The 17,520-nt window shown below is 35.4% G+C and carries 11 protein-coding genes; 9 read left to right on the top strand and 2 right to left on the bottom strand.

Going from position 1 to position 17,520, the window contains the following annotated elements; translation table 11 throughout:
* The first annotated feature begins 73 nt into the window (after positions 1–73).
* The 4 genes from ACX6U0_RS12795 (at position 74) to ACX6U0_RS12810 (ending at position 6,246) form a co-directional block, all read left to right on the top strand.
* A complete protein-coding gene (locus ACX6U0_RS12795; RefSeq protein WP_464960310.1) occupies positions 74–943 on the top strand; it encodes an AraC family transcriptional regulator in 870 nt (289 codons plus the stop codon).
* Positions 944–1,180: 237 nt separating this feature from the next.
* Positions 1,181–1,867, top strand: coding sequence for a response regulator transcription factor (locus ACX6U0_RS12800; RefSeq protein ID WP_464960311.1), 687 nt, complete (start codon positions 1,181–1,183; stop codon positions 1,865–1,867).
* Positions 1,854–3,920, top strand: coding sequence for a HAMP domain-containing sensor histidine kinase (locus ACX6U0_RS12805; RefSeq protein WP_464960312.1), 2,067 nt, complete (start codon positions 1,854–1,856; stop codon positions 3,918–3,920). Before ACX6U0_RS12800 ends, ACX6U0_RS12805 begins: the two co-directional genes overlap by 14 nt.
* Positions 3,921–4,743: 823 nt before the next feature.
* Complete coding sequence (locus ACX6U0_RS12810; RefSeq protein ID WP_464960522.1) at positions 4,744–6,246, top strand: malate:quinone oxidoreductase; 1,503 nt, start codon at positions 4,744–4,746, stop codon at positions 6,244–6,246.
* 188 nt (positions 6,247–6,434) lie between these two features.
* Here the strand turns inward: ACX6U0_RS12810 and ACX6U0_RS12815 are convergent, their stop codons facing one another.
* A complete protein-coding gene (locus tag ACX6U0_RS12815; protein WP_464960313.1) occupies positions 6,435–7,781 on the bottom strand; it encodes a S8 family serine peptidase in 1,347 nt (448 codons plus the stop codon).
* A 347-nt stretch (positions 7,782–8,128) separates the two neighbouring features.
* On the opposite strand from ACX6U0_RS12815, the gene ACX6U0_RS12820 reads away from it, so the two are divergent.
* The 5 genes from ACX6U0_RS12820 to ACX6U0_RS12840 all read left to right on the top strand — a co-directional run bounded on the left by ACX6U0_RS12820 (position 8,129) and on the right by ACX6U0_RS12840 (position 16,076).
* The gene (locus ACX6U0_RS12820; protein ID WP_464960314.1) at positions 8,129–9,667 is read left to right on the top strand and encodes a GNAT family N-acetyltransferase; all 1,539 of its coding nucleotides are present in this window, start codon (positions 8,129–8,131) and stop codon (positions 9,665–9,667) included.
* Between the two features lie 300 nt (positions 9,668–9,967).
* Entirely contained in the window at positions 9,968–12,304 is a 2,337-nt protein-coding gene (gene helD / locus ACX6U0_RS12825; protein ID WP_464960315.1) for an RNA polymerase recycling motor HelD, read from the top strand.
* 233 nt (positions 12,305–12,537) lie between these two features.
* Positions 12,538–13,569, top strand: coding sequence for an ATP-binding cassette domain-containing protein (locus ACX6U0_RS12830; protein WP_464960316.1), 1,032 nt, complete (start codon positions 12,538–12,540; stop codon positions 13,567–13,569).
* Positions 13,566–14,381: an ABC transporter permease gene (locus ACX6U0_RS12835; protein ID WP_464960317.1), complete on the top strand. Its 816-nt coding sequence runs from the start codon at positions 13,566–13,568 to the stop codon at positions 14,379–14,381. Before ACX6U0_RS12830 ends, ACX6U0_RS12835 begins: the two co-directional genes overlap by 4 nt.
* Positions 14,382–14,630: 249 nt before the next feature.
* Positions 14,631–16,076: a DEAD/DEAH box helicase gene (locus ACX6U0_RS12840; protein WP_464960318.1), complete on the top strand. Its 1,446-nt coding sequence runs from the start codon at positions 14,631–14,633 to the stop codon at positions 16,074–16,076.
* A gap of 148 nt (positions 16,077–16,224) precedes the next feature.
* Here ACX6U0_RS12840 and ACX6U0_RS12845 read toward each other — a convergent pair whose 3' ends face one another.
* Positions 16,225–17,505 carry an MFS transporter gene (locus ACX6U0_RS12845; protein ID WP_464960319.1) on the bottom strand — a complete coding sequence of 427 codons (1,281 nt, stop codon included), beginning with the start codon at positions 17,503–17,505 and terminating at the stop codon, positions 16,225–16,227.
* Positions 17,506–17,520 lie beyond the last annotated feature (15 nt).

The raw sequence follows: 17,520 nt of genomic DNA on the forward strand, positions 1-17,520 counted from the left end.
TAATCCGTATATAAAATATCGAGTGAAAAATCAATGGTTACAATATGATGTAACTGTAAAGGAGGGAAATGAAATGTTGCAGGAATTCAACCAATTAATGGATTACATCGATCATAATTTAACGGAAGAAATATCCGGAGAAGAAATATCAAAAATAGTTGGGCTATCTGATTATCATTTTAAAAGAATGTTTTCGTATATGGCAGGAATGTCATTGAGTGAGTATATCAAAAACAGGAGATTATCAGTAGCAAATGTTGAATTAATAAATGGTGCGAAGGTTACAGATGTTGCCTATAAATATGGCTACAATTCAATTGAGGGATTTTCAAGAGCCTTTCGTGAATGGTGCGGCTTCTTACCTTCAGAAGTAACGAAAAATAAAATTCAAAAATCATTTCCCAAATTTTCATTCTTTATTGATATAAGGGGAGGAATTTCCATGGAATTCAAAATTGAAAAGAAAGAGAAATTTAGTATAGTTGGAGTTTCGAAAAGGGTGCCAATACAATTTGAAGGTGTCAATAATGCAATTTTAGAACTAGCCAAGTCAATTACCGAACAACAAAGAAATGAGATGCATCAATTAGCTGATTTATATCCTCATCAAGTCTTGAATGTATCTTATGATTTTGATGATGATTATTTAGAAGAAAAAGGTTACCTAACTCATATGATTGGTTTTGCAACAACAAAAGTAAATCAATTTGCTGATTTGGAACAACTTTCTATTGAAGAAAGTTTATGGGCAATTTTCCCTAATCAAGGACCATTTCCTGCAACCCTTCAAGAAACGACTGCTAAAATATATTCGGAGTGGTTGCCATCTTCAGGTTATGAAATAGTTGACCTACCTGGAATTTCTTTTACAAAGCATGATGGTACTTATGAAAATGTATATAGTGAAGTTTGGGTGCCAATTAAGGAAAAAAGTAAGCGTTAGTTATGAGAATAAAGGTATAAGAGTTGTTTTCTACCTAATATCGTATTGCATCTTCTATACCAATAAAATAGAATGACCTTAACAAGCCAGCCTAAAAAGCTGGCTGTTTTTATTAATCCTAAGAAAATCTTAAGATTTGTGTTAGGTGGTTTTTAATATTTTCTTGATATCATCCTGTTAACTTCAAAAATAAAGGGGTGGTTTCATGTTGAAATACATACATAGGAGAGAATTTACATGAACATTTTAGTTTGTGATGATGATACATCGATTGTAGAAGCAATTTGCATTTATTTAGAAAATGAAGGATATAGCATATTTAAGGCTTATAACGGAGAAGAAGCTTTAGAGGTTATTGAAAATCAGGAGATTCATCTGATTATTATGGATATTATGATGCCGAAGCTAGATGGAATAAGGGCAACGATGAAGATTAGAGAAAATAATAAGGTACCTGTGATTATGCTTTCTGCTAAGTCTGAGGATTCGGATAAAATTTTAGGCTTAAATTTAGGAGCAGATGATTATATAACGAAGCCTTTTAATCCTTTAGAGCTAATAGCGAGGGTTAAATCTCAGCTTCGAAGATATACGACATTTGGGAGCCTTGAGGCCAAAAGCAATGTTTATCGAAGTGGTGGACTTGTGATCGATGATGAAAGTAAAACAATCACTGTTGATGGGGAGGTCGTTCACCTTACTCCAGTTCAATATAAGATTGTGAAGCTTTTGACTGAGAATGCTGGTAGGGTATTTTCAATCGAAGAAATTTATGAAAGAGTTTGGAACGAAGCGGCGTTTAATCCGGAAAATACAGTAACGGTACATATACGCAAAATTAGAGAGAAGATAGAAATCAATCCGAAAGAACCTAAATATTTGAAAGTGGTGTGGGGAGTTGGATATAAAGTTGAAAAAATATAGCCACTTATTAACAACAAAAATCATTGTTTTTATAATAGCCGTTTTATTTTTTTCGGGCATTGTTAAGTCAATTTCAGTTGTAGCAGTTCAAGTTGATGATGATTTTGGAATTATTTTTGAACAGGACTACTTCCTTAGTCAATCCTTTATACAAGAAGTCGAAACGGTTGTCAGTAGCCTAACGCAATTAGTGGGAGTGTATAAGAATGAGGAAAATATCTTAAAGGGTGGAACAATAAGCAAAGAGGACATCAGAAACATTGAAGACGATTTATATCCTGAATTTGTAGAACGATCCAAAAGATATGATCCAAGCTTAAGCCATGAGAAAAATCTCCAAACATTTCAAGAAGAGTACGCGGAAGAAATTAGTCAGGAAAAGAAAAAACTGATCATGAATGATGTAAAGGAATATCATTTATTGATTCAAAATTTAGATCAGCATAATGAATTATTATATTACGGAGGTGACGGTGTTAACGAATATAAAAATAGCTCGAAAACAGAGGATTTACGAAATTATCCTTCATCTTTACTATTTGATGGTTATAAAACTACTATTTATCCTGAAAAGGTTAAAAAGAACGAACATCTTCAATTGATTACAAGCAGTACAGATCAATTAAACCCGAAAAATACAAAAGTTTATGTAGCTTTCCCGCATGAGATTTTAAATCTTAAAATAAAAGAATGGGAAGAAAATAAGGAAATTGCAACGAAAGAGTTCTATCTTTTTATTGGGAGCTTAATAGGGTTTATAGTTTCATTTGTGTTTTTAGTATTGATTATTGGTAGAAATTCATTTAAGGATAATGAACTACACTTCAATAAATTAGATACATTATTTAATGATGTAAAAGTAGTACTATTATTTGGTCTGACTATATCTTGGGTGGCTTTGGTGGATGGTCTCACCCTTGAAACAATTAACAAAATGACAGTTTTATTTACGATTCCGTTTGCTATTTTAGGACTACTGCTAATTTTATCAATTGTAAAGCATATTAAAAATGGAACCTTATTAAAACATACATTCATTTATCTATTAATAAGTAAGCTTTGTGCATTTATTAGAAATGTATATAATAGCGGAAGCACTGGTGTAAAGACTGTACTAATTGTAATAGGTTATCCAATCTTAGTCGCGTTAACATTTTTTATCTTTCCAATAACTTTGGGCTTTGCAGCTTGGTTTGCATATAAACGAATCAAAAAATTTAATGCGATAAAAGAAGGTGTAGAGAAAATAAAAGAAGGGGATATTCAACATCGTATCATCGTAGAAGGAAAAGGAGAGTTTGCACGACTTTCCGATAATATAAACAGCATTACTGATGGCTTAAAAAAGGCAGTAGATAGTGAATTAAAGAATGAGCGGTTGAAAACAGAACTAATTACGAATGTATCACACGACATAAGAACACCACTAACGTCAATCATTACTTATGTAGATCTATTGAAAAAGGAAAAGGATCTAACAAAAATAGAAGAGTATGTTGAGGTTTTGGATCAAAAATCAAAACGTTTAAAGGTTCTAACAGATGATTTATTTGAAGCCGCTAAGGCTACCAGCGGAACGATTCCCGTCCATTTAGAACGTATAGATATCTTATCATTACTAACCCAAGGTCTGGGTGAAGTGAATGCCAAAATTGAGGCTTTAGATTTAACATTTAAAATAAATCACCCTGACGATAGACTATATATTTCAGCAGATGGGAAATTATTGTGGAGATCCGTTGAGAATCTATTATCAAATATATTCAAATATGCTCTCAGAGGATCAAGGGTTTACATCGATATTGAAGATAAAGGAAATGAAATCCTACTAACATTTAAAAATATTTCTGCCTATGAGTTAAATATTTCAGCGGATGAATTAATGGAACGTTTTAAAAGAGGCGATGAATCAAGAAATAGTCAAGGAAGTGGACTAGGTCTTTCCATTGCTAAAAGCTTGATTGATATACAAAAAGGGCAATTTATCATACAAGTTGATGGAGATTTATTTAAGGCAATGATTAGCATGCCCAAATACCAAAGTAATGAGTAACTAGTGCTTGTTATGGAAGGGTAATGGTAGGAGACCAAATGATTTGTCATATCCATCAACTAGGAATAAATATAAAAGAGAACCATATCATTTTTGATATGGTTTTTTGTCTGGAATCTTTTCAAAATATTGTTGTTGTCTATTGGGTTTATACTGATATAAACAGAAGTCGATCATAACGGAAGGTGCGAGACTCCTGTAGAAGATACAGGAAGGCTTAAAACCCCGCAGGTCAAGTAAGGTAGGATACTATTTTCACGACGTCCTGTCCGTAACACATGCATAATCACATCGTGCGGACCCAGGAGACTCAGCTTGCCCCACGTAAAGGGAGCAGCTGGAGTTAAAATCAACTAACACATTCTATAGAAATTTATAAGAATTAACCTAGTAAAAAATAATTACTGCAGATTAACAAGTGAGTAAATGTACAAAAAATAATTGCAAAAAAATAAGGTGTCAGAAAAATGATAAATGGTAATTAAAGGCTTATTCCCATGTAAAATGCTTAATTAAGGATATTTTTGTTTATTCTAAGGGCCTATTAGAAGATTCTCACTTTTTTACCGGCTGTAAATAGTATATAATTATCTGATAATAGTAGATATTTTAGTATAAGGAAAATAGAAATAAATGGTTAGTAAGTATAAAAATTAATAGTGTTATACTATTATGAGTTTTATTTTAATAGTGTTATACTATTTAATAAGTTATAATTGGAATAGGAAGTGGTGTGTTCCTTGATGGCACCTTGTTTTTTTGTGACATCATGGTAGGTGCACCTACTCTTTATTTCAAATATAGGGGGATAAGGGTGGGTAAAATGATAAACAGACAGGAAAAAACTGACGTTATCTTAATTGGTGCAGGAGTTATGAGCGCGACATTAGGGTCATTACTGAAGGAGCTAGTACCGGAATGGGAAATCAAAGTGTTTGAGAAACTTGCAAACGCTGGAGAAGAAAGCTCTAATGAATGGAATAATGCGGGGACGGGCCATGCTGCACTTTGTGAGCTTAACTATACATCCGAGAAATCTGACGGGTCTATAGATATTAGTAAAGCCTTACAAATAAATGAACAGTTTCAACTTTCAAGACAATTTTGGTCTTATCTAGTAAACAGTAATCTAATTCGTAATCCACAGGACTTTATAATGCCAATACCTCACATGAGTCTAGTTCATGGAGAAGAAAATGTTTCGTTTTTGAAAAAACGTTTTAAAGCGCTATCAAATAACCCTTTATTTCAAGGAATGGAATTTTCAGATGACCCAGAAAAGCTGAAGGAATGGATTCCATTGATTATGGAAGGGCGCATTTCAAATGAGCCGATCGCGGCAACAAAAATCGACTCTGGTACGGATGTTAACTTTGGAGCATTAACACGTATGTTATTTGATCACTTAGAAAGTAAAAATGTTGAGTTAAACTATCAGCATGAAGTTAGGGATCTTAAACAAACTAAGGATGGTTCATGGGAACTAAAAGTGCATGATATGGAAGCGGGTAAGACTGTATACCATACTGCTAAATTCGTCTTTATCGGTGGCGGTGGCGGAAGTCTACCTTTACTTCAAAAGACTGGTATTCCTGAATCAAAACATGTTGGAGGCTTCCCGGTAAGCGGACTATTTATGGTATGTAACAATCCGGAGGTTGTCGAGCAACACCATGCAAAAGTGTACGGTAAAGCTAAAGTTGGAGCTCCTCCAATGTCTGTTCCACATCTTGATACGAGATACATCGACAATAAAAAAACATTGCTGTTTGGCCCTTTTGCTGGCTTCTCACCAAAGTTTTTAAAAACAGGTTCAAATTTAGATTTGATCGGTTCAGTAAAACCGAATAATCTCTTCACTATGTTGGCAGCTGGAGTTAAAGAAATGTCATTGACGAAATATTTAATTCAGCAAGTTTTGTTATCAAATGAAAAACGTTTGGAAGAATTACGAGAATTTATTCCAAATGCTCAACTTGAAGATTGGGATATAGTAGTAGCAGGTCAACGCGTACAGGTTATTAAGGATACTGAGGCGGGCGGTAAAGGAACACTTCAATTTGGTACGGAAGTAATTAGCGCTGCTGATGGATCAATAGCTGCATTACTTGGTGCTTCGCCAGGAGCTTCTACTGCCGTTCATGTAATGCTTGAAGTATTAGAAAAATGCTTCCCAGAACAAATAAAAGAGTGGGAAGCTAAAATAAAAGAAATGATTCCTTCGTACGGAGTTTCACTTATGGATCATCCAGAATTAATACAAGACATTCATACGACTACTGCTAAGGCGCTTGGTCTAACTGAAAAAGAGTTAGCATATAGTTAACTTTATTTCAATGGGATATAAAAACAAGGGTCCCAATCAAAGAAGATTAAGTAATATATTTCATTAATGAAATAAGCAAAAAGGATCTGAATTCAGATCCTTTTTATTTATTAATTGCTTAAATAACGAAAGATTAAAAGAACGTTATATTTTTTTTTAATAAGTTAATTGGAAAGAATACAGCTGAACTATTTTAAAGCACCTACAGCATTAATTGATCCAAAACCTGATTCACCATCATACCCAGGTTTGAACCAGTCATCTGCTGAACTTTGAATAATATGTTTTACTTGAGAAGGAGAAAGAACGTCCTTACCATATTTTGCGATGATTACCCCAGCAAGACCAGCAGTTTTAGGGGCAGCCATGGATGTACCCGCATAAAAAGCATACCCACCAGGAACAGTTGATAAACACAATTTATACGTATCTCTAAGTGATTTGTCACCAGTAGCTAACCAAGCCGTACCATAATCACCACCTGGAGCAATCACATCAATTTTTCCTACTCCATAATTCGAATAATAAGTTAAATTCTTCTCTTGCCCACCAGCGGCTACACGAATTAACGTTTGGCTACTAGGGCTTCTGTGTGTAGCTCCATTATCATCCCCGGAAAGCTTACCAGGGCTGGATATATCCACACCAGCATTTCCTGCAGAACCAACTACAGTAACCCCTTTCTTAATTGCATATTGAATAGCACGGTTGAAGAGACGAACATCGGCAACGATGTCTTTTGTCGCGTATTCAGGATTTTGGAACCAATCATATCCACCAAGTGACATGTTCACAACATCAACATTGTCATCTGCTGCTGTCATTAAGGCATTAGCAATATCAGATGTAGCTGCTCCACCATCAGGACCAAATACACGATATGCAGCGACCTTTAATTGTGGCCCGATACCCAGTACTCTTCCATTACCGGCGATAGATCCTGCAACATGGGTTCCATGTCCATCTTCATCCATTGCACTTGTAATACCAGGAACGAAAGACTTTCCATAAGCGTAGTTATTTTTAATATCAGGATGAGTATAGTCAATACCGGTATCGACTACTGCTACTACAACATCCTTACCGTTTGTTGATTTTCCTGTTCCACCTTCCATATTCCAGGAGGCGCCATTATTTGTTACTTGTTTAATGTCCCATTGATATTTGTTATATAAATCATTTGCAGCAGTGGCAGTAAAGTCTTCATGAAGAACATCAACATCAACTGGTGCTTCAGGATATATCGTATTTTCAACGCCTGCATCTAAAACAGATGAGCTTTTTTGAATTTCAGCCAAGAAACTTGGATTATCTGATTTGACATTAATAACCCCTAGTTTTGTTAATGACTTTGTTACTTTACCACCGGCACTTTTAATTACTTCTAAATAGTTAGAAGGAAGGTTCGTTTCTGATTTAAAGACAACTACATAGTTCTTATCCACCTCTTGAGCTTGTCCAACGTTTAGGCTACTAAAGATGGTAACAGCACTCAAAGCAGCTGTTAAAGTACCTGCAATAAAATTTTTTTTCATAGTAAATCCTCCGTTTTCTTTGTTAAGAATTTTCTAACAATTAAATTATAAAATTAACAAATGCATTCTACAACGGGGGGATTTTGTTTATTCTTGTCTTTACATAGGTTATCCTTAAAATTCTTTCGACAGATTAGCTCAAATGGATATAGATAACACTAAATTAACTGCAGGGTTCGAGAAATAATTTCCAACTCAAAAAAGTGTAGGGTTGTTTTGTGTTAAAAGATGATTTGTTGCATGTTAAAAGGGAATTTATGGGTATCATAACGGTTGTATTAGTAAATTCGAGAGACTTCTATTTTGAAAAATAGTAAGAGTCACCTTTAAAGAAAGGGCGTGAAACGATGTCTGAGTCAGATATATCGAAATATGAGAAGAAAATCGTTGTACGTAACATACGTATGGAAGATATTCCAGATATAATGGCATTATCAAATCGTTGCTTTCCTGGTATGGAGGGATGGAAACGGGAACAGTTAGAAAGTCATATACGAATCTTTCCAGAAGGACAATTCTGTGTAGAATATGAGGATAAAATTGTAGGTTCTTGCTCAAGTCTCATGGTTGAATTTGACGAATATAATGATCAGCATACGTGGAATGTAATTACAGATAACGGCTATATTACGAATCATGATCCACATGGATCTAATTTATATGGAATTGAAGTAATGGTAGACCCAGAATATCGCCGTATGAAAATTGGACATCGTCTTTACGAAGCTCGAAAGGAGCTTGCTCGTCAATTAAATCTCCAGAGCATTATCATTGGTGGTCGAATCCCTAATTATCATAAGCACAAGAAAGAGATGACACCTCGTGAATATGTTGCAGCGGTTGAGAAACATAGCATTTATGATCCAGTTTTATCCTTCCAATTATTAGAGGGGTTTACAACGAAACGAATTAACACAAGCTATCTTCCAGACGATAAGGCATCAGATTCTTTTGCTACTTTGATGGAATGGAATAACATTGATTACTTACCTAAATCTAGAAGAGTATATCGAGCATCCTTCCCCGTAAGAATTTGTGCCATACAATACATGATGAAGAAAATTGACTCATTCAATGATTTTACTCGACAGATAGAGTACTATGTAGACGTTGCAGCTGATTTTGGTTCAGACTTTGCAGTATTTCCTGAACTATTTACAACCCAGTTGATGTCTTTTCTTGAAGAAAAACGCCCTGATCAAGCAGTTCGTAGGCTTGCAACCTACACCGAACAATACATTGAACTTTTTACAGAACTTGCGGTAAGGTATAATGTCAATATTGTAGGGGGATCCCATTTCGTAGAAGAAAATGAAAATATTTATAATGTAGCATATCTATTTCGCCGTGATGGCACAATTGAGAAACAGTCGAAGCTTCATGCAACTCCTAATGAGCGGAAGTGGTGGGGGATTGCAGAGGGGAACGAAATCCGAGTGTTTGACACGGACTGTGGAAAAATTGCGATTCAAATTAGCTATGATATCGAATTTCCAGAGCTAGCACGCATTGCAGTAGATAAAGGTGCAAATATCATTTTTGTCCCATTTTGTACAGAGGATCGTCAAGGATATCTCCGGGTACGTTACTGTGCACAAGCACGCGCCATTGAGAATCAGGTGTATACCTGTATTGCGGGTACAGTGGGCAATTTAACACACGTAGAAAACGTAGACATTCAGTATGCACAATCTGGTATTTTTTCGCCATCAGATATTGGATTCGCAAAAGATGGAATAGTTGGTGAATGTGATGCAAATATTGATACAGTTGTTGTAGGAGACATTGATATTGAGAAGTTAAGACGTTCAAGAAATGCTGAGTCAGTAAGACAACTACGTGATCGACGACGTGAATTGTCCAGAATAGAATATAAGAACTTATAATTGGATGAAGATGTTTTTAGTTGAAAGTGTGCATTTGCATTGAAAGAAGTAAGAATGAAGTAGTTAAGTATTCAAGTGAAAGTCTGACTGAATTAGTTGGACTTTTTTTGGTGAGAAGTTAAAAGGTCGGTATAAAATCGAAGGTTGGAAATACATTGATTAAAAAGAAGAAACGTGGTAGAGTAGTATAGATTACACTTTAATGTTTATTGTTAGGGTAAAGTTTCCCTATTTTAATTCTACAACAAAATTACACTTCAGTCAACCCTTATTTTCAAATTTTTTAAAGGAGTGCATGAAATGAACAAAGAACTTCGTCAGGAACAAAATCGAGTCGACACAATCATGGATATAATTGCAGATCAAATCGTCAAGATGGAAGGAGAGACTAACCAACGTCAAAATGAAGTGATTGGTATTCGTAAAAACTTTTGGGATGAAGTAAAGGTCAATACTGATAATTTTGATGATTATTTAGAGACTATTCTTAGTCTAAGACAACAGGCACAAGTTTTATCAGTTAGCCAAAGCACTCATAAGCAAGCATCTAAGCGATTATCAGCTCTAAGAAGAATGAATGATGTACCGTATTTCGGCCGAATTGACTTTACTGAAGAAGGCACTTCTGAATTAGAACGGGTCTATATTGGAGTCTCTACGCTAACAGATGAAAGTGGAGAAAACTTTTTAATCTATGATTGGCGCGCACCAATCTCGAGTGTCTACTATGATTATCCGCCAGGGCCAGCTGAATATGTAACGCCAGGGGGCACTATTCGTGGTAAGTTGGACCAAAAGTGGCAGTATATCATCCGTAATGGAGTAATTGAATCGATGTTTGATACGAGTCTTACAATTGGTGATGAGATATTACAGCACGTGCTTGGTAAAGGCACTGATAAACATTTACACAGTATAGTTGCCAGTATTCAACAAGAACAAAATCAGATTATTAGACATGATCAAGGAAGGCTGCTCATCGTTCAAGGAGCAGCTGGCAGTGGCAAGACATCGGCTGCATTGCAACGAATTGCGTACTTGCTTTACAAATATAGAGAATGGTTAAAAGCCGATCAAATTATATTATTTTCACCAAATGCTATGTTTAACAATTATGTATCAAGAGTGCTACCTGAGTTAGGTGAAGAAAATATGCAGCAAGTTACTTTTCAAGAATACTTAAGCCACCGATTAAGCGATCAATTTAAAGTTGAGGATAATTATGGTCAATTAGAATATGTATTAACTCAAACAAGTGATACTTCCTACCAAGCTAGGACTTCAAATATTCAGTTTAAAGCTTCAACACGCTTTTTTGAGGTTATTAAAGCATACAGACAGTCACTAGAAACATCTGGAATGATCTTTAAAGGTATTAAGTTCAGAGGAAAAACGCTTATCTCTTCTAAAGAAATAAAAGAAAGATTTTATAGTACCGACACTTCACTTCGCTTTTATAACAGAATTGAGAAGTTGACAGAATGGTTGAATAAACGAATTGATGAAACAGAGAAATTAGAACTGAAAAAGCCATGGGTCGAAGAAGAAATCGAGCTTCTTAGTAAGGATGATTACCAGAAGGCTTATAAGTTTTTACAGAAAAAAGAGGGCTTTAAAGATGATTCATTTGACGATTATGAGAAAGAGATTAAGGTTTTAGGCAAAATGGTTGTGCGAAGAAAGTTAAAACCATTACGTAAATGGGTTAAAATGCTACATTTTGTTGACATGAAAGGCGTTTATAAGCAGTTATTTGCGAACTCGACTAAGATTGAACAGTTAATCGAAGGAGAAAAACCTAAGCATTGGGATGATATATGTCAACTGACGTTCAACATGCTAGATGAAGGTAAATTGTATTATGAAGATGCTACTCCGTTTCTACTTTTAAAAGAATTAATCCAAGGCTTTCAGACAAATGCTTCAATTAAACAGGTGCTAGTGGATGAAGCACAAGATTATTCACCGTTTCAATTTGAATTTTTGAAGCGTTTGTTTCCTGCTGCAAGGATGACAGTACTTGGTGATTTTAACCAAGCAATATTTGCCCATGCCAGTGAAATGGTCAATTTCCACATACTGAAAGGCTTGTATGGACCAGAAGAAACGCATGCAATAAATTTGACTCGAAGTTATAGATCAACTAAACCAATCGTTGAATTTACAAGGAATCTGGTTCCTGGTGGCGAACAGATTACAGCTTTTGAACGAGACGGAGAAGTGCCTGTACTTACACAAGTGTTAAATCGAGATGAACTGCATCGCCAAATCACTTTTAAAATCGAAGACTTGAAGAAACGAAATTACAATACAATAGCAGTAATATGTAAATCCGCTGCAGAAAGTGCTGACGCCTTCGAAGCTTTAAAAGATATCGAGGGAATCAAGCTTGTTAAAAGCGGGACTGTTGAATATGAGCAAGGCATAGTGGTCATACCTGCATATTTAGCCAAGGGTATCGAGTTTGATGCTGTCATCATTTATGATGCATCCAAGGATGTATATGGTGATGAAAGCTTACGTAGACTGTTTTACACTGCATGTACCCGAGCTATGCACCATTTACAGCTATACAGTATGGGAGAACCAAGCCAAATTTTAAAACATAGTTCAACGAAAAGCTTAGTCCTAAACTAGAAAATGTAATTTCAAAAAAGAGAACTCATTATTAAGTTAATGAGTTCTCTTTTATTTTTCAAGTAAACCTCCATAAGTAAATTAACTAATATGTTATAGAGCAACAAAATTTATCTTTCAATACTCCATTACAGTACCTTTCTATTCTTGTAAGAGTTGTACTCTGAAGTTCATAATTTATTCATAAATCATTGATACCATCACTATGTATTTAAAAGTAGAGGAGGTATAAAATGGAGTATTTAAACAGAAAGATAGTCGCACCAGACAATGGTGATTGGGCTGTTGAGGCACGCGGACTCGTTAAAGTATTTGGTGATAATCGAGCGGTAGACGGAGTAGATCTAAATGTGCGTGCTGGTTCGATTTATGGTGTACTTGGTCCAAATGGGGCCGGTAAAACAACTACAATTAGGATGCTGGCAACTTTATTACGGGCAGACGCAGGCTCAGCAAAAATATTCGGACACGATGTTGTCAATGAGGCTCAGATTGTAAGACAACTGATAGGGGTAACGGGTCAGTATGCTTCGGTTGACGAGTCACTTAGTGCTACTGAGAATTTAGTTATTTTCTCTCGACTACTAGGGTTAGGTCGTGCAGAGGCAAAGAATAAGGCTTCAGAATTATTAGAGGAATTTGGGCTCACTGAAGCTGCCAAGCGTCCGTTAAAAAATTTCTCGGGTGGAATGCGTCGCAGACTAGATTTAGCGGCCAGTCTTATCGCGCAACCACCGCTCATCTTTCTTGATGAACCAACTACAGGGTTAGATCCTCGTACGCGTAATCAAATGTGGGATACCATCCGTAGATTGGTAAAGAACGGGTCAACGGTGTTATTAACGACACAATATCTACAAGAAGCTGATGAACTTGCTGACCGAATCGCAGTTATCGATCATGGCCGAGTTGTTGCAGAAGGAACGGTTGATGAGCTAAAAGCGTCGGTTGGAAGTTCTTCATTACATTTAACAATACAAAATCCTGAAAGGATCGAGACAGCACGTCTGACAGTAGAAAGACTACTGAATGTCCATTCTAAAATATCACGAGAAGAAGGAAAAATTACTGCGCCTTTGGCAGACGCTGATAAAGTAACTGACTTACTGATCGCTCTTCGTGAAACTGATATTCAATTAGCTGAATTGAGTGTTCAGAAACCGACCTTGGATGAGGTCTTTTTAACGATTACTGGTAGTGATATAGAGAACGACAATCCTGAGACGTCCCACGAATCAATTAAGGTGGGGGAGGTAAGAGTATGAATCAAACATATCAGCGTACTGTAAACAATCGTCAACTAAAGAATAGAACTAGCTTTCGTCAGTCAGTAAGTAACTCATTTACAATGGCTTACCGTGGACTGCTAAAGATTAAACGAACACCGGAGCAATTATTCGATGTTACACTTCAACCAATCATCTTCACTCTAATGTTTACTTATATTTTCGGTGGAGCAATTTCTGGTGATGTAAAAAGCTATTTACCAGTCATTATCCCCGGAATACTTGTGCAAACAGTCATTACTACCTCTATTGTCACTGGTGTGCAGCTGCGGGAAGACATGGATAAGGGCGTGTTTGATCGTTTCAAATCACTTCCTATTGCACGAATTGCACCTTTAGCAGGTGCTTTATTAGCAGATACAATCCGTTATACAATAGCAACTGTCTTGACGTTTACGATGGGATATATTATGGGCTATCGTCCAGAAGGTGGTCTAGGTTTTGTTATGATTGCTGGACTTATTGTAATTGTGTGTTCATGGGCAATTAGCTGGATCTTTGCTTTCTTTGGAGTGATTGCTAGAACTGCATCAAGCGTTCAAGGTATTTCAATGCTGGTTCTTTTTCCAATGACTTTTCTATCCAATGCATTTGTACCAGTTGATACGATGCCAAACTGGCTTCAATGGTTTGTAAAAATAAACCCAATTTCGCATCTAGTGACAGCAGTTAGGGAACTAGCTAATACTGGAACAGCCGGTTGGGATTTATCAATCTCACTGATTGGGGCCGCAGTTATTGTCATCATCTTTGCCCCTCTTACAGTTAGTGCTTATATGCGACGAACTTAGTTAATCTTTATGCTCTTAATTAATAATAGGTTTTCCATGAGGTAACGTACTTTGTGGGAAACCTTATTTTTTTGTAGCCTCCCAGTTCATTAGAATTTTATTGAATGAAGTATGGTATGATAAAATTTCTTACGGTTCTTTTCAAAAATATTGTTGTACTAAAAATAAATGATAACTAAAAGAAAATAGACTATAAACTAATTAAACAGAAATAATAAGAACATATTCTAAAATAAATGAGGCCAAGTTATGGGGAAAAATAGCTTTAAAGATTATCAACTAAGTAGTGAAATTGTAAATGCTCTAGAACAACTAGGGTTTGAAAATCCTACAGAAGTTCAGAGTAAAGTCATACCTCTTGTATTAAACAAAACGGACCTAGTAGTAAAATCGCAAACAGGAAGTGGAAAAACTGCGTCTTACGGTATACCAATTTGTGAACTAATTAATTGGGAAGAAAATAAACCACAAGCACTTATATTAACACCAACTAGAGAACTTGCTGTTCAAGTAAAAGATGATTTTATTAATATTGGACGATTTAAGAGAATTAAAGCAGTCGCAGTATATGGTAAACAACCGATTGTTATCCAAAAAACAGAATTAAAACAAAAAACTCATGTTGTTGTGGGAACACCTGGTCGAGTATTAGATCATATTGAAAGAGGCACATTGAGCTTAGATCAAATTCAGTATCTTGTTATTGATGAAGCAGATGAAATGTTAAACATGGGTTTTATTGACCAAGTTGAAGCTATTATCAACGAGATGCATAGAAATAGGGTAACGATGTTATTTTCAGCCACTATACCGGATGAGGTAAAACATCTTGCAAACCAGTACATGAAAACTCCTACGAACATTGAGATTAAAGCAACCGGGCTTACAACAGATAAGATTGATCATTCGTTATTTGAAGTTGAAGAAGATCAAAAGCTATCCTTACTAAAAGATATAACGATTGTACAAAATCCAGATAGTTGTATCATCTTTTGTAGAACAAAGGATAGAGTGGATAGTTTGTATGATCAGTTAGCAGATTTAGGTTATAGCTGTGATAAAATTCATGGCGGAATGGAACAAGATGATAGACTGCATGTGATGAATGATTTTAAACGTGGTGAGTTCCGTTATCTAGTATCAACGGATGTTGCAGCAAGAGGGATTGACATCGATAATATTACTCATGTCGTTAACTATGACCTTCCTTTAGAAAAAGAAAGCTATGTCCACCGCACTGGTCGAACTGGACGAGCTGGTCAAAAAGGAAAAGCAATTACGTTTGTTACACCTTTTGAAGATCGATTCTTAACAGGAATTGAAGAATATATCGGTTTTAAAATTCCAAGGAAAACTGCTCCTACAAAAGAAGAAGTAGCAAATAAAATCTCTGCATTTGAAACGAAAATGAATGTCGAACCGACTATTAAACAAGCTAAAAGTGAAAAGTTAAATAAGCAAATTATGAAATTGTATTTTAATGGTGGTAAGAAGAAGAAGCTTAGAGCGGTTGATTTTGTTGGGACGATTGCAAAAATCGAAGGAGTAACGGTGCAAGATATTGGCATCATCACAATACTAGACACTGTTTCATATGTTGAAATTTTAAATGATAAAGGTCCAATTGTATTGAAAAAGATGAAGAATACAACAATAAAAGGTAAGTTATTAAAGGTGCATGAAGCAAAAAAATAATGCCCGCACTGGCAAACATAAAAAGTCTCCCAAAAATTATGATGAGAATTGGGAGACTTTTTTTAATTGGTTATGTTCAAGTTGTTTAGATATCCAAATAAACTTTTTAGACTTCACAGACCACAACTTATATTAACAGAGTCTTACATTAAACATGATCAAGTGTATCAGAAGAACTCGCTTCAATTTGTGGTTCTGAAACTCTAGTTAAAATAATGATTCCGATGACAAATAAAATAATTAAACTAAACACACCCATATTTGAACGTCCTGTCATTTGTGCAGTTAAACCGACTAATAAAGGTCCCATAATCGAAGCAAATTTGCCGAAAATATTGTAAAAACCAAAAAACTCATTTGATTTTTCTTTAGGTACAAGCTTTGCATAAAATGATCGGCTTAATGATTGAATGCCACCTTGTGAGGTTGCAACAAGCATTGCTAAAATCCAAAAATCTACAGCTGTTTTTAAGAAGAATGCATAAATACAAATAATAATATAAATGCTGATTCCAACATAAAGCATTTTTTTACCAGAAAATTTTTCTGATAGTCTTCCAAAAAGGATTGAAAAAGGGGCAGCTACAACTTGCGTAACAAATAAGATAATCAGTAGGTTTGTTGAGCTAATTCCAAGATCAGATCCATAAGCTGTAGACATAGTAATAATGGTTCCAACGCCATCAATATAAAAGAAATAAGCAAGTAAGAATAAAAATAAAGCCCGATATTGGCGAATGTTTTTAAAGGTCTTTCCAAGTCTTTTAAAGCTATTTATAATTGGATTTTGTTCAGGTTCAATAAAATAGTTTTGATGGACATTTCGTAAAATAGGGATTGAAAATAAACCCCACCAAATAGCGGTAATCAAGAATGCAATTTGACTTGCTGTTGTTGTCGTGATTGGAAGAATATCTTGTTGGGCTAAAATGATAATCGCAATGCTAATCAGAAATGGAATTGTACTCCCAATATAACCTAAACCAAAACCTCGAGCAGATATTCTGTTCATTCGTTTCTCAGAAGTGACATCTACTAAAAATGCATCATAGAAAACATTTGCTCCAGCGGATCCTATCGCTGCAATGGTATAGCAGATTAATAATAACAACCATTTATCACTAGGAATAAATGCAAGTAGAGCTGTAAAGGATACACCAAGTGCTAAAAAGAAGGAGAAAAACTTCTTTTTAAATCCCCTATAATCAGCTATTGTACCAAGAATTGGTCCTAACATTGCCAAAATGAAAGTGGAAATTGCAATGGTATAACCTAAATAAGCAGTAGAATCTGAAGCGCTCATTCCAGCTTTTGTAGCTGCAGCCTTATAAAATAGTGGGAAAACAGCAGTAGTAATAATAATAGAGTAAGCTGAATTGGCCCAATCATATAACATCCAACTATTCTCTTGCTTTGTAAAACTCTTCATGAGTTTTTCCTCCTA

It is taken from the genome of Gottfriedia sp. ABJ_BB2_2, assembly GCF_055484705.1.

What these genes read in the sequence shown, in the direction of transcription:
- ACX6U0_RS12815 (WP_464960313.1), bottom strand. Translation starts at nt 7,781, where the DNA reads ATGAAAAAAAATTTTATTGCAGGTACTTTAACAGCTGCTTTGAGTGCT.
- ACX6U0_RS12845 (WP_464960319.1), bottom strand. Translation starts at nt 17,505, where the DNA reads ATGAAGAGTTTTACAAAGCAAGAGAATAGTTGGATGTTATATGATTGG.
- ACX6U0_RS12835 (WP_464960317.1), top strand. Translation starts at nt 13,566, where the DNA reads ATGAATCAAACATATCAGCGTACTGTAAACAATCGTCAACTAAAGAAT.
- helD (WP_464960315.1), top strand. Translation starts at nt 9,968, where the DNA reads ATGAACAAAGAACTTCGTCAGGAACAAAATCGAGTCGACACAATCATG.
- ACX6U0_RS12795 (WP_464960310.1), top strand. Translation starts at nt 74, where the DNA reads ATGTTGCAGGAATTCAACCAATTAATGGATTACATCGATCATAATTTA.
- ACX6U0_RS12830 (WP_464960316.1), top strand. Translation starts at nt 12,538, where the DNA reads ATGGAGTATTTAAACAGAAAGATAGTCGCACCAGACAATGGTGATTGG.
- ACX6U0_RS12840 (WP_464960318.1), top strand. Translation starts at nt 14,631, where the DNA reads ATGGGGAAAAATAGCTTTAAAGATTATCAACTAAGTAGTGAAATTGTA.
- ACX6U0_RS12820 (WP_464960314.1), top strand. Translation starts at nt 8,129, where the DNA reads ATGTCTGAGTCAGATATATCGAAATATGAGAAGAAAATCGTTGTACGT.
- ACX6U0_RS12800 (WP_464960311.1), top strand. Translation starts at nt 1,181, where the DNA reads ATGAACATTTTAGTTTGTGATGATGATACATCGATTGTAGAAGCAATT.
- ACX6U0_RS12810 (WP_464960522.1), top strand. Translation starts at nt 4,744, where the DNA reads ATGATAAACAGACAGGAAAAAACTGACGTTATCTTAATTGGTGCAGGA.